We start from the raw sequence: 13,267 nt of genomic DNA, 5'->3' as shown, positions 1-13,267 counted from the left end.
TCCCGCGTCGGTCGTCGGTGAAGGTGAAGTGGCGGTGGGCTCGCGGTCATTAGAGCGGTCCGGGCGTGCGGTGGGAAGGGCTCCCGTCCAACAAATCTGACGAGTAGTCAGAAAACCCTTGTCCCCGGCCTGCGGCTACTGCAACCTGTTCCAGTACCGGACGGAAGGAGCACCGTGATGGGCGGTACGGAACACCTCACCGTGGAGCGTGCGGGCGCCACCCTCGTCCTCACCCTGAACCGGCCGCGGGCGCGCAACGCGTTCTCGCTGCCGATGCTCGTCGGGCTGTACGACGGCTGGGTCGAGGCCGACGAGGACGACGCGATCCGCTCGATCGTGCTGACCGGAGCGGGCGGCGCCTTCTGCGCCGGGATGGACCTCAAAGCGCTGTCGCAGGGCGCCGACGAGACCGCCACGCGGGCGCGGGCCCGGCTGAAGGACGACCCCGATCTGCACTGGAAGGCGATGCTCCGGCACCACCGGCCGCGCAAACCCGTGATCGCCGCGGTCGAAGGACCGTGCGTGGCGGGCGGCACCGAGATCCTCCAGGGCACCGACATCCGGATCGCGGGACGGAGCGCGGTCTTCGGCCTGTTCGAGGTCCGTCGCGGCCTCTTCCCGATCGGCGGCTCGACCGTACGGCTCACCCGGCAGATCGCCCGCACCCACGCGCTGGAGATGCTGCTCACCGGCCGCCCGTACAGCGCCGACGAGGCCCGCGACATCGGCCTGATCGGCCATGTCGTGCCCGACGGGACCGCGTTGGACCGGGCTCTGGAGACCGCGGAGCTGATCAACGCCAACGGCCCGCTCGCCGTCGAGGCCGTCAAGGCCAGCGTCTACGACACCGCGGAGTTGCCCGAGACCGAGGGGCTGAAACTCGAACTCGAGCGCGGCTGGCCGCTGTTCGCCACCGCCGACGCGAAGGAAGGACCGCGCGCCTTCGCCGAGAAGCGGCAGCCGGTCTTCCGCCGCGCCTGAGCCCCGGTCCCTGAAGCCCGGTCCCTGAAGCCCGGCCCCTGAAGCCCGGCCCCTGAAGCCGGGCACCTGAACCCCCGGCGCCTGAACCCGGGCACCTGACCCCCCCGGCACCGGACGCCCAGCGCGCTCGGACAGCCACCGCGCACCACCCCCGACGAGCCGCCCCACCCCAGGAGGCCAGCCCATGACACCAGGCCACGCACCGGACGTGCTCAGCGCCCCGCTCGTCGTGGAATTCCCCTTCACCCGCTCGCTCGGCCCCGTGCAGAGCGCCTTCCTCACTGGGCTGCGCGAGCGCACCGTGCTCGGCGTGCGGACCGCCGAAGGCCGCGTCCTCGTACCCCCCGTCGAGTACGACCCGGTCACCGCGGCCGAGGTGCGCGACCTGGTCGAGGTCGGCGCCACCGGCACCGTCACCACCTGGGCCTGGAATCCCGACCCGCGCCCCAACCAGCCGCTGGCCACGCCCTTCGCCTGGGTCCTGGTCCGCCTCGACGGCGCCGACACCGCCCTGCTGCACGCGCTCGACGCCGCCGCGCCCGAGGACGTCAGCACCGGCATGCGCGTCGCGATCCGCTGGGCCGGGCAACGCCAGGGCGCCATCACCGACATCGCCTGCTTCGAGCCGTACGACGACGGCCGTACGCGCGGCGCGGCCACCGCCCACGACGGCGTCTTCACCGACCCCGTCACCGGCATCGTCGCCCCCGCCCGCCTCGACTACACCTACTCGCCCGGCCGCGCCCAGACCGGCTACCTGCGCGCCGCCGAGGACCGGCGGATCGTCGGCGAGCGCTGCCCGTCCTGCCGCAAGGTCTACGTCCCGCCGCGCGGCGCCTGCCCCACCTGCGGCGTCGCCACCGCGGAAGAGGTCGAGGTCGGTCCGCGCGGCACGGTCACCACCTTCTGCATCGTCAACATCAAGAGCGCCCACCTGAAGGCCATGGACATAGAAGTCCCGTACGTCTACGCGCACATCGCGCTCGACGGCGCCGACCTCCCGCTGCACGGACGGATCGCCGGAATGCCGTACGACCAGGTGCGGATGGGCCTGCGGGTGGAGGCGGTCTGGACCGAGGGCGGACGCTACCCCGACCACTACCGCCCCACCGGGGAACCGGACGCCGAATACGACACCTACCGGGAGCTGGTCTAGATGCCCGACGTCGCCATCGTCGCCTTCGCGCAGTCCCGCCACCGCGCGCGCACCGACGAGGTCTCCGAGGTCGAACTGCTGATGCCCGTCCTGCACGACGCGCTCGGGCAGACCGGACTGGCCACCAGCGAGATCGACTTCACCTGCTCGGGCTCCGCCGACTACCTCGCGGGACGCGCCTTCTCCTTCACCATGGCGCTGGACGGCGTCGGCGCCTGGCCGCCGATCTCCGAGTCCCACGTCGAGACCGACGGCGCCTGGGCGCTGTACGAGGCGTGGGTGCGGATTCTCACCGGCGAGGCCGAGACCGCGCTCGTCTACTCCTACGGCAAGTCCTCGCCCGGCGACCTGCGTTCGGTCCTCACCCGGCAGCTCGACCCGTACTACATGGCGCCGCTGTGGCCCGACTCCGTCGCGCTCGCCGCACTCCAGGCCCGGGCGCTGATCGACGCGGGAGCCACCGACGAGCGCGAGCTGGCCGGGATCGCCGCCCGCAGCCGCGCCGCCGCCCGCACCAACCCGAACGCGCAGCTCACCACCGCGCCCGCAGCCGACGACCCCTATGTCGTACGCCCGTTGCGCCGCGCCGACTGCCCGCCGGTCGGCGACGGGGCCGCGGCCGTGGTGCTCGCGGCGGGGGACACCGCCCGGCGGCTGTGCGCGCGGCCCGCCTGGATCCGGGGCATGGACCACCGCATCGAGGCGCCCTCGCTCGGCGTCCGCGACCTCACCGACTCGCCCTCGACGCGGCTCGCGGCCGAGCGGGCCGGGGCCTTCGACGCGCCCGTGGACACCGCGGAGCTGCACGCGCCCTTCACCTCGCAGGAGGTCGTCCTGCGCAGGGCGCTGCGGCTCGGCCCCGACGTGGCCGTCAACCCCTCCGGCGGGCCGCTCGCCGCCAATCCGATGATGGCCGCCGGGCTGATCAGGCTCGGCGAGGCGGCGGCCCGCATCCACCGCGGCGACTCGGACCGCGCGCTGGCCCACGCCACCTCGGGCCCCTGCCTCCAGCAGAATCTCGTGGCCGTCCTGGAAGGGGAGTAACCCATGCCCAAGGAGCCCGTGGCCGTCGTCGGCGTCGGCCAGACCAAACACGTCGCCGCGCGCCACGACGTGTCCATCGCGGGACTCGTCCGCGAGGCCGCCCGCCGCGCGCTCGACGACGCCGAACTGGACTGGGCGGACGTCGACGCCGTCGTGATCGGCAAGGCGCCCGACTTCTTCGAGGGCGTCATGATGCCGGAGCTGTATCTGGCCGACGCGCTCGGCGCGGTCGGCAAACCGATGCTGCGGGTGCACACCGCGGGTTCGGTCGGCGGCTCCACCGCGCTGGTCGCCGCAGGACTGGTCGCCGCACGCGTCCACCGCACCGTGCTGACCGTCGCGTTCGAGAAGCAGTCGGAGTCCAACGCCATGTGGGGCCTGTCGCTGCCGATCCCCTTCCAGCAGCCGCTGCTGGCGGGCGCGGGCGGCTTCTTCGCACCGCACGTGCGCGCCTACATGCGCCGTACCGGAGCGCCCGCCGCCGTCGGCTCGCTCGTCGCCTACAAGGACCGCCGCAACGCCCTGCTCAACCCCTACGCGCACCTGCACGAGACCGACATCACCCTGGAGAAGGTGCGCTCCTCGCCGATGCTCTGGGACCCGATCCGCTACTCCGAGACCTGCCCGTCCTCCGACGGCGCCTGCGCGATGGTGCTCACCGACACCGCGGGCGCGGACCGGGCGCCGCGACCGGCCGCCTGGATGCACGGCGGCGCCATGCGCAGCGAACCCACGATGTTCGCGGGCAAGGACTACGTCAGCCCGCGGGCCGGCCGGGACTGCGCGGCCGACGTCTTCCGGCAGGCCGGGATCACCGCGCCGCGCCGCGAGATCGACGCCGTCGAGATGTACGTGCCCTTCTCCTGGTACGAGCCGATGTGGCTGGAGAATCTGGGCTTCGCCGACGAGGGCGAGGGCTGGAAACTCACCGAGTCCGGCGTCACGGAGCTGGGCGGCGACCTGCCGGTCAACCCCTCGGGCGGCGTGCTGTCCACCAACCCGATCGGCGCGTCCGGCATGATCCGCTTCGCCGAAGCTGCCCTTCAGGTACGCGGCGAGGCCGGGGAGCACCAGGTCCCCGGCGCCAGGCGGGCCCTGGGACACGCCTACGGCGGCGGGTCGCAGTTCTTCTCCATGTGGGTGGTGGGCAGCGAGCCCCCCACTACCTGAAGTACACCGTGCGCCGGGTGGTTTCCGCGGACTTGTGCGGGCTCCGGATCCGGTGGATAGGCTGGAGGACGGACGACGACGTAGGAGGAGAGCGGACGTGGCCGAAAGCACCATCGGACAGCCGTTGGCCAACGGGAAGAAGCCGCAGGTCGACTTGACGGACGCGGAGTGGCTTTCCAGCAGCCAGGGCACCGGCGACGTACAGATCGCCTTTGTCGAGGGCTACATCGCGATGCGGGACGGGCGCAACCCCGACGGGCCCGCCCTGATCTTCACCCCCGCCGAGTGGCGCGCCTTCGTACTGGGCGCGCGGGACGGCGAGTTCGACCTCACCTGAGCCCAGCACGGGCGGACGGCATCGGCCGCCGCCCACCCGCGGCCGGGAGGCTTCCGCCGCCCGCCGCGGGTCACCGTGGTCAGCGGGCCCGCTACGGCCAACTGCCCAGCGTCGGCACCGGATCGCCGGTCAGCGCCCGCGGCGGCACCCGTCCGGCCAGCCAGGCCGCCAGGTCGGTCAGCCGACCCCGTACGAGCACGGGTGTGCCCTGGCCCCGTGTGAACGACCAGGTGTCGTCCGCCGCGTGCCCCGGCGTGCCGAGCGTGAGCCGTATCCCGTCCGGCACCCGCGCGGACAGGAAGTCGACCAGGTGCGTACACAACTCGGGGGACCAGTCCGCCGGGGTCGGGCCGAGCAGCGCGTCCGCCGTGTGGATCTCCAGCTCGCGCCACCAGGCGAGCCCCGCCGTGGTCACCGTGCCGTCGCGGTAGCTCACCGGCCGGTCCCAGTCGTCCGGGCCGACCGCGGCCCAGGACGCCTCGATCTCGTCCAGCGCGTCGCCGAGCGCGGCGGTCAGCACCGGTGCGGAGCGGCCGTGCCCGGCCTCGATGGCCGCGTCCCGGCCGCTGCGACCGCCGTCGTACACCTCGATCAGCTTGCCGCGCAGCGCGTAGCGCGCCTGCCGGGCCAGCGCGAGGCCGACGCCCTCGATATGCGTCAGGACATGGCCGCGGGTCCAGCCTGGCAGCGCGCTGGGGGCGCGGACGGCGGCGTCGTCGAGACCGTCGAGCAGCGTGCGCAGCCGGGTCTGCCCCGCGTCGAGCACAGCCGCGAGCGCGGGTCCTCCGGCCGTCGGGCCGGTCGTGGGTCCGGTCACGGCCACAGCAGACCTCGCTCCCAACCACCCTCGGTGCGGACGTAGTTGACTCTGGTGTGTCTGCGGTCGCGGTCGCCCTGCCAGAACTCGACGCTGTCCGCGCGCAGCGTGTGGAGCGCCCAGCCGGGGGCCACCAGGTCCGGGTCGCGCTCGATCCGCCCCGCGGCCTCCCGCACAGCCGCGTCGCGGGTGGCGAGGTCGGTCAGGGGTGCGCTCTGGCGGCCGAGCAGCGCTTCGGCGCGGGCGCCGGGGGAGCGCGCCAGGAAGTCCGCCGCGCTCGCCTCGGGGCCCGCGGTCTCGACCCGGCCGCGAATCCGCACCTGGCGGGCGAGCGGCGACCAGTAGAAGGTGAGCGCCGCCGCGGGGTGGGCGGCCAGTTCGCGGCCCTTGCGGCTGCCGGTGTCGGAGGCGAACTCCCAGCCCGCCGCCGACACGTTCTTGACGATGAGCACGCGGGCGGCGGGGTCGCCGTCGGCGCCCAGCGTGGAGACCGTCATGGCGTGCGGCTCGCGGACCCCGGCCGCGACGGCCGCCAGCAGCCACTCGATGAACAACTCATGCGGATCCGCGGGCAGTTCCGCGATGTCGAAAGGCGGCAGGTCGCCGTCGAACACATCGAGACCGCGCAGGATCTCGCGGAGGTCGGACACAGGTACCCCCTCAGTCGTTAATGGCTTATGGCGACGATAGCATTAGGGCATGACCGGTGATCATCTCGCGCTCGACCTCGCCGTCACCATCCGGCACGACGGCCACGGCGGCGTCGCCGACGACCTCGCGGACCCCGCCGGACTGACCCGGTGGGTGCGCGAGCACGCCGACGCGCTCAGCGGCGTTCTCGGTGAAGTGCCGGGCTCGGCGGCGCGGTTCACCGCCGACGAGGCCGCGCGCACCTCCGTCGTCGAGGTGCGTACGGCGGTCCGCGCGCTCTTCGCCCGCGCCGTGCTGCCCGGTCCGCCCAGCCGCGCGGACGCCGGACGACTGCCGTCGGCCCGGCAGGCGCTCGACCGGCTGAACACCGCGTCCGCCCTGGTCCCCGTCGCCCCGCGCCTGCACTGGCCGGACGGCGCGGAACCCGCGGCGGCTCACACCGTGTCCGCCGACGCGGCTCCGGCCGACCGGCTGGCCGCCGCCCTCGCCCGCGCCGCCATCGCTTTCCTCGCCGGACCCGAGCGCGTGCTGCTGCGCGCCTGCCCCGCCCCGCGCTGCGTCCGCTACTTCGTCAAGGAGCACGCCCGCCAGGAGTGGTGCAAACCGTCCTGCGGCAACCGCGCCCGCGTCGCCCGCCATCACGCGCGGCAGCGCGAGGAGCGGGCTGGGCAGGGGAGTTGACCGGAGCGAGGGGGTGACGCGCGGATCGAGCCGGTGTGCGCGCCGAGTCGAGGCCCGCGTCGAGCTGAGGCGCGGGGCGAGCTGAGGCGCGGGGCGAGCTGAGGCGCGGGACGAGTTGAGACCTGCATCGTGTGGGGCCCGCGTCGGATTGAGGCGCGCGGGGAGCCGATGAGCGAAAGACGCCGACATCCCGCGGGGGCTGACGCGCGCACGAGGGGCGTACGGCAGGACCCGCGGACGAGACGGCGCGTTACGGCGGGTAAGGGGGGCGCACATGGGGCGCACGGGTGCTCCAGTGCGGTGCGGGGACTGCGGTGCCTGGTGGGACGACCGTCTCGCGTGGCAGTCTCGCCCGTGTTGGGCGGCGGGAAGATCTCCCAGGTCGCCGCCGCTCCCGCCGTGCCGGTCACGTCCCCTGCCAGTGGCGAACCGGCACGGCCGTCCCCCTTACACAGCGGAGCCGACGGCGTACGCTGTGAGGCCACCGGTCGGCTGTCCGTCCTGCACGTCCCCGCATGTCGTGCGCCGGGCGCACACCACCGGCAGGCAGGGGGGTTGACCATGTCGCAGCGCCACTCGCGCAACCGGCGCGCGCTGCTCGAACGAGACGCCGAACTCGTCGCCGTGGACGAGGCGTTGAGCGATCTCACCGGCTTAGGCGCCGACGACGACGCCGGTACGGACGCGGGCACCGCCGCGCGCCCCGCCGAACGGCACGGCGGGCTCATCGCCTTCGCCGCGTCCGCTGGCCTCGGCAAGACCACACTGCTCACCGAAGTACGCCGCAGGGCCGCGGAACGCGGCTGCACCGTACTGTCCGCGCGCGGCGGCGACCAGGAGCAGCAGGTCGCCTTCCACGTCGCGCGGCAACTGCTGCAACCCCAGCTCGTCGGAGCCCCGGAGACGGAAATCCGCGCCAGGCTCGGCAGTTGGTACGGCATCGTCGGCCCGGCCCTCGGACTGTGCACGGCGGAAGGCGCCGCCCCCGACCCGCAGGGTCTGCGCGACGGCCTGGACTGGGTCCTCACCCACATCGCCGTCCAACGCGCGCCCGTCGTGCTGGTGTTGGACGACGCGCACTGGGCCGACCCGCAGTCGCTCAACTGGCTCGCGGCCTTCGCGCCGCGCGCCGACGAACTGGCGCTGCTCATCGTCGTCGCCTACCGGCCGGACGAACTCCCGCCGGGCGCCGAGTCGTTCCGCGGCCTGCCCGGCCGGGCGGGACACCGCCCGATCGGCCTCGAACCGCTCACCGCGACCGCCATCCGCCACCTGATCAGGGAGTCGGTCGGCGCGCACGCCGACGAGACGTTCTGCCGCGAGTGCTGGGCGGTCACCGCCGGAAACCCCTTCGAAGCCGTCGAGTTGGCCGAGAAGGTCCGCGACCGGGGGCTGCGCCCCGACGAGTCCAGCGCCCACCTGCTGCGCGACCTGGCCGCCGCGGCCAAGGGCAGCGGTCTGATCGCGCGGCTCGAACGCCTGGGCCCCTCCACCGTCCGCCTCGCCTGGGCCGCCGCCGTCCTCGGCACGGAGATCTCCCCGACGCTGGCCGCCACCGTCGCAGGACTCGGCCGCGAGGAGGCCGCCGACTGCGCCGACCGGCTGCGCTACGCCCGTATCGTCACCGGCAGCGACACCCTGGAGTTCGTCCACCCGCTGATCGCCACCGCCGTCTACCGGGCGATCCCGGACGCCGTACGCGTCGCCCTGCACGGTCAGGCCGCCTGGTCGGTGGTCGACGAGGGCCTCGGCCCGGCCGCCGCGGCCCGCCATCTGCTGGAGACCCACCCCGAGGGCGACCCCTGGGTGGTCGCCCAACTGCGCGCCGCCGCACGGGAGACGCTGCGCGCGGGCGCCCCCGAGGCGGCCCGCGCGTACCTGGGCCGCGCCCTGCGCGAACCCCCGCCGCCCGAGGACCGGGCCGCCGTGCTCTACGAACTGGGCTCCGCCTCCCAGCTCCTGGAGCCCTCGGTCACCGTCAACCACCTGCGGGCCGCGCTCGAAGAGCCGATCACCGACCCCGAACTGCGCGACGGCATCGTCTTCCGGCTCTCCCAGTCCCTCGCCCACAGCGACCGGCTCGGCGAGGCCGCCGACGTCGTCGCGCACGCCGCCCGTACCGCCACCGGCGCCCGCACCAGGCTGCGGATGCAGGCGGAACAGTTCATGTGGGACGCCTTCCGCGCCGACGAACCCGACTCGCCCAGCCGCTCCCGGCGGCTGGCCAGGCTCGCCGACCGGCTCACCGGCCGCGACCTCACCGAGCGGTACATCATCGGCCTGCGCGCCTGGGACGCCACCTTGCGCGGCGAGCCCACGACCACCGTCCTGCGCCACGCGGGCCGCGCCCTGGACGGCGGCCTGCCCTGGGCCAACGAGGGCTGGGGCTTCGAGGTCCCCGTCCTGGTCGCCATGACCTACATGTACGCCGACCAGCCGGGCCGCGCCGAGGAGCTGTTCACCACCGGCATCGCGGGCTTCGAGCGGCACGGCTGGCGCGGCGCCCACCTGTCCTTCGGCTATCTGCTGCTCGGCTACCTGCGCTACCGCCGCGGGCGGCTCGCGGAGGCCGAGGACTTCGCCCGCGACGGGCTGCGGCTGGCCGAGCGGGTCGGCCGCGGCACCCCCGTCCAGTGGTACTCGGTGGCCGTCCTCATCGAGATCCTGCTGGCCCGCGGCCGGACCGAGGAAGCCGTCGCGCTCGCCGCCGCGTACGACTTCCGGGAGCCGTTCCCCGCGGCCGTCACTTTCCCCGACGCCCAGGCCGTGCACGGCGAACTGCTGCTCGCCCAGGGGCGGTACAAAGAAGCCGTCGCCGAACTGACCGGTGTCGGCGGCAGGCTCGACCCGCGGGGGATGCGCAACCCCGCCTGGAGCCCCTGGCAACTGCACCTCGCGCTCGCCGAGGCGCACGACACCCCCGAGCGGGCCAGGGCGACCGCGCTGGACGCCGTCGCCCGCGCCCGCCAGTTCGGCGCCGCCTCCGCCGTCGGCCACGCGCTGCGGGTCGCCGCCGAGGTCACCGGCGGCCCGGACGGGCTGAAGCTGCTTCAGGAGTCCGTCGACCGGCTGGAGGAGTCGCCCTCCGCGCACCAGCTCGCCTGCTCGCTCGTCGCCCACGGCGCCGCGCTGCGCCGGGCGGGACAGCCAGAGCGAGCCGCGGAACAGCTCCACCGCGGACTCGACACCGCCCGGACGTGCGGCGCGGACGGACTGGCCGACCGGGCCGGCCAGGAGCTGGAGCTGGCCGGGCTGCGCCCGCGGCACCCGCACTCGGCCGACTCCGACGCCCTCACCGCCCGCGAGCACGCCGCCGCCCTGCGCGCCGCACAGGGCGAGGACCACCGCCGGATCGCCGCCGCCCTCGGCACCGGCGAGCGCGAGGTCGTCCGCACCCTGAACGCCGTCTACCGCAAGCTCGGCACCGACCCCACCGGGCTGCCGGAAGCCCTGCGCAAAATCCCCGCGGCGCCCGCGCCGCCGGACGACGACGCCTACGGCCGCTGACGGCCGGGGGAGCGGCCCGGGGGCGGCCCGCCGTACGGGATCGCACCGGCCGGGGCGGCACGCGACCAGGGCACGGAAGGGGTGCGGGCCCGGTCCCCGGCGGCGGTCGCTACCCGTACGATGGCGGCATGTCCTTCCTCCGCCGCCGTAGCGCAGCCACGCCCACCGGGCCGGACTTCGATGTCCTCGCGATGGACCCGGGGGACTGGCCCGGTGACCTCGGCGCCGGGCTGCTGCCCGGCCCCGACGGCAGTTGCCAGGGCATCTATCTGCGCTACGACCTGTTCGGCGGACGCGGCCCCGCGATGCTGATCGGCAACCTCCCGGTCGGCTCGCCCGCCCGCGAGCTGGACGACGGCCAGGTGCCCTTCGAGGTGGCCCAGCTCCTCGCGGCGCTCGGCAACGACGAACCGGCCGAGGTCACCGGGATCGAGGACACCCCCGTGATGCACGGCGACAGCCTGCTGATCGTGCGCCGGATCAAGATCTCCGAGTCGCGGGTCGCCTGCGCCCAGTTCGACCGCAGCGACGGCGTCCAGGTCACCATCGCCACCTGGGACCGGCCGATCACCGACGATCTGTACCAGCTTCTGAAGCCGCTGCCCGCGGAGATGTTCCAGGCGGGCTGAGACCCGGCGGACACCTCCGCGGGGCGGACGCCCAGGACGCGGACGCGACAGGACGCCCAGGACACGCACGCTTCGGCACACGCACGCTTCGGGACACGCACGCTTCGGCACGCGCACGCTTCGCGACACGGGCGCGACAGGACACGGCGAAGGGCGGCACCGGAATCCCGGTGCCGCCCTTCGCCCCGCTACTCTCGGGCCCGCCGCCGCGGGCCCGGCGGACTCAGCGCGGAGCGCCCAGCACCGACGGCAGCAAGGTCACGTCGGAGGCCATCACGTACTCCACCCGGTGGCCGAGCTGGATCTCGTAGTAGAGCTGCTTCCCGCGCACCACCTTCTGGTTGCTGGTGTCGAAGGAGGTCGAGTAGAAGTACTCGCCCGGCACCACATTGCCGACCACGTACCGCTGTCCGGCCGGGATCGCGTACGGCATCGGGAAGATGCCCTGCACCGGCACGTCCGCCGGATACGCCGCCGCCTCCGGGTACGCGCGGCCGTAGACCGGGATGCTCGCCAGCCCCTTCTTCGGGGTGATCACCAGGCCGATCGAGTTGACGGCCGTCGGCCGCGACGCCGGGTTGTGGAACCACGCCTTCTGGCCGAGGTACCACACCGCCGTCCAGTCGCCCTGCCGCTCGGCCACCGCGAACTGCTGGCCCGCGGAGGCCCGCGCGCCCACGTCGTTGACGCCCGTGGTGCTCGCGCCGGTCGCGCCGTGCAGCCCGATGTCCTTGACCAGCGGCGCGTCCTCGCTCGGCGCCGTGTACAGCCGGACCGCGTCGGAGCCGTGCGCGGGACAGACCGCCGCGGTCGTCACACAGCCGGTGTAGACCGGCTGGTTGGTGTCGTAGTCGGGGGCGATGGTGACCACGCCGCCCCAGGCGCCGGCGGTCGCGCGCAGGGGGGCGCCCATCAGCGCCATGTAGTGACCCCAGTCCCAGTACGGACCCGGGTCGGTGTGCATCCCCGAGATGTACGAGGCGGTCGGGCCCGGCACATTGTCGTGCCCGAGGATGTGCTGCCGGTCCAGCGGGATGTGGTATTTCGCCGCCAGGTACTTCACCAGCCGCGCGGACGTGCGGTACATCGACTCCGTGTACCAGGTGCCCGGATCGGTCAGGAAGCCCTCGTGCTCGATGCCGACGGACTTGGAGTTGGTGTACCAGTTGCCCGCGTGCCAGCCGACGTCCTTGGTGTTCAGGTGCTGGGCGATGTGCCCGTCGGAGGAGCGCACGGTGTAGTGCCAGGCCAGATACGTCGGGTCCTGGACGAGCTGGAGGGCGGTGTCCCAGTAGCCCTCGGTGTCGTGGATGACGATCGTGTCGATCTTCTCGGTGTTCGGCCGGTCGGCCTTGTCGTAGTTGCCGTAGTCCCCGCCGCCGGTGTCCTCGTACGGCGCCGGGATCCACTCGCAACCCAGGCCGCTCGGGCACTCCGTCCCCGCCGCGTTGACCTGCTTCAGGCCGATCCTGGCGGCCTGGCCCGCCGCGGGCCTCACCGCGGGAGCCGCGGCCAGCGTGACCCGCTGCCCGGCGTCGGTGGTCCGTGTCTGCCCCTGCTTCAGGACGTCGAAGACGTCGTCGGCGAAGGCCGCGGCCGTCGCCGTGTCGTCGGCGCCGGAGTAGCGGGCGACCGCCGCGTACCAGTCCGCGGGATCCGAACTCAGCGGCTCGCCCAGCGACTTCTGGGTGTCGGCGAGCAGCGCCGCGCCGCCCGCCACATTCGTCGCCGCGTCCTCGCGCAGCGCACCGGCCGACAGCCCGGTCAGCGTCGCCGCGCGGTCCAGCGTGGTGTACGAGGCGGGAAGCGCGGCCAGATCGGGCGCCTGCGCGGTCGCCGTACTGATCATCGGCCGGGTGTCGTCCCCGCGCCCGTCGTCCGCGCCGTCCCCCATGCCCTTGCTCGGGAAGTCCGCGAGGGCGGTACGGGTGTCGGTCAGATGCATCGGCCCGTAGCCGCCGGTCACACTCGGCATGCCCTGGTGGCCGTCCCAGCGGGACTCCAGATACGACACGCCCAGCAGCACGCTCTGCGGCACGTGGTACGCCTTGGCGGCGTCCGTGAACGCCTGTTGCAGCGAGCCCGCGGCACTCGGGCCGGGCTCGGCCGCGTGGGCGACACCGAACACCGGGAGCAGAGCGGCGGCAGCCGCGGCGGCCGTGGCCATACGCAGCGCGCGCCGTCCACGGCGTCTGTCGGACGGGGGAGCGGATCCTCGCAAAGCAGCCTCCTCCAAGAGATGCCGAACGATCGGCACCACAGAGGTATCGGCTGCCGGAACATCCGTCAACCAT

The 13,267-nt window shown here is 74.0% G+C and carries 11 protein-coding genes; 8 read left to right on the top strand and 3 right to left on the bottom strand.

Annotated features, from left to right (window positions below; all coding sequences use genetic code 11):
• The first annotated feature begins 177 nt into the window (after nt 1-177).
• The 5 genes from ACIQCJ_RS12300 to ACIQCJ_RS12280 all read left to right on the top strand — a co-directional run bounded on the left by ACIQCJ_RS12300 (nt 178) and on the right by ACIQCJ_RS12280 (nt 4,688).
• Nucleotides 178-981, top strand: coding sequence for a crotonase/enoyl-CoA hydratase family protein (locus ACIQCJ_RS12300; RefSeq protein WP_402711317.1), 804 nt, complete (start codon nt 178-180; stop codon nt 979-981).
• Nucleotides 982-1,165: 184 nt separating this feature from the next.
• On the top strand, nt 1,166-2,137 hold the full coding sequence (locus tag ACIQCJ_RS12295) for an OB-fold domain-containing protein (protein WP_391050122.1): 972 nt from the start codon (nt 1,166-1,168) through the stop codon (nt 2,135-2,137).
• On the top strand, nt 2,138-3,181 hold the full coding sequence (locus ACIQCJ_RS12290) for a thiolase domain-containing protein (RefSeq protein ID WP_391050120.1): 1,044 nt from the start codon (nt 2,138-2,140) through the stop codon (nt 3,179-3,181).
• Nucleotides 3,182-3,184: 3 nt separating this feature from the next.
• Entirely contained in the window at nt 3,185-4,351 is a 1,167-nt protein-coding gene (locus ACIQCJ_RS12285) for a thiolase domain-containing protein (protein WP_391050118.1), read from the top strand.
• 97 nt (nt 4,352-4,448) lie between these two features.
• The gene (locus ACIQCJ_RS12280; RefSeq protein WP_093716245.1) at nt 4,449-4,688 is read left to right on the top strand and encodes a DUF397 domain-containing protein; all 240 of its coding nucleotides are present in this window, start codon (nt 4,449-4,451) and stop codon (nt 4,686-4,688) included.
• A 91-nt stretch (nt 4,689-4,779) separates the two neighbouring features.
• On the opposite strand, the gene ACIQCJ_RS12275 is transcribed toward ACIQCJ_RS12280, so the two are convergent.
• Together ACIQCJ_RS12275 and ACIQCJ_RS12270 are read right to left on the bottom strand one after the other, a co-directional pair.
• The gene (locus ACIQCJ_RS12275) at nt 4,780-5,505 is read right to left on the bottom strand and encodes a maleylpyruvate isomerase family mycothiol-dependent enzyme (protein WP_402711316.1); all 726 of its coding nucleotides are present in this window, start codon (nt 5,503-5,505) and stop codon (nt 4,780-4,782) included.
• Complete coding sequence (locus ACIQCJ_RS12270; protein ID WP_355344000.1) at nt 5,502-6,155, bottom strand: pyridoxal 5'-phosphate synthase; 654 nt, start codon at nt 6,153-6,155, stop codon at nt 5,502-5,504. Before ACIQCJ_RS12270 ends, ACIQCJ_RS12275 begins: the two co-directional genes overlap by 4 nt.
• Before the next feature lie 49 nt (nt 6,156-6,204).
• Here ACIQCJ_RS12270 and ACIQCJ_RS12265 point away from each other — a divergent pair, with 49 nt between their 5' ends.
• The 3 genes from ACIQCJ_RS12265 to ACIQCJ_RS12255 all read left to right on the top strand — a co-directional run bounded on the left by ACIQCJ_RS12265 (nt 6,205) and on the right by ACIQCJ_RS12255 (nt 10,973).
• Nucleotides 6,205-6,837: a CGNR zinc finger domain-containing protein gene (locus ACIQCJ_RS12265; protein WP_402711315.1), complete on the top strand. Its 633-nt coding sequence runs from the start codon at nt 6,205-6,207 to the stop codon at nt 6,835-6,837.
• A gap of 561 nt (nt 6,838-7,398) precedes the next feature.
• On the top strand, nt 7,399-10,344 hold the full coding sequence (locus ACIQCJ_RS12260) for an ATP-binding protein (protein ID WP_402711314.1): 2,946 nt from the start codon (nt 7,399-7,401) through the stop codon (nt 10,342-10,344).
• 128 nt (nt 10,345-10,472) lie between these two features.
• Entirely contained in the window at nt 10,473-10,973 is a 501-nt protein-coding gene (locus ACIQCJ_RS12255) for a hypothetical protein (RefSeq protein WP_355344009.1), read from the top strand.
• A gap of 223 nt (nt 10,974-11,196) precedes the next feature.
• Here the strand turns inward: ACIQCJ_RS12255 and ACIQCJ_RS12250 are convergent, their stop codons facing one another.
• On the bottom strand, nt 11,197-13,140 hold the full coding sequence (locus ACIQCJ_RS12250) for an N-acetylmuramoyl-L-alanine amidase (RefSeq protein WP_402711313.1): 1,944 nt from the start codon (nt 13,138-13,140) through the stop codon (nt 11,197-11,199).
• Between the last annotated feature and the right edge of the window lie 127 nt (nt 13,141-13,267).

Origin of the sequence: Streptomyces sp. NPDC093221 (assembly GCF_044753885.1) — a bacterium.
Lineage (GTDB): Bacteria > Actinomycetota > Actinomycetes > Streptomycetales > Streptomycetaceae > Actinacidiphila.
The sequence above is the reverse complement of the archived record's forward strand: the minus strand, read 5'-3'. Positions and strand labels throughout refer to the sequence as shown.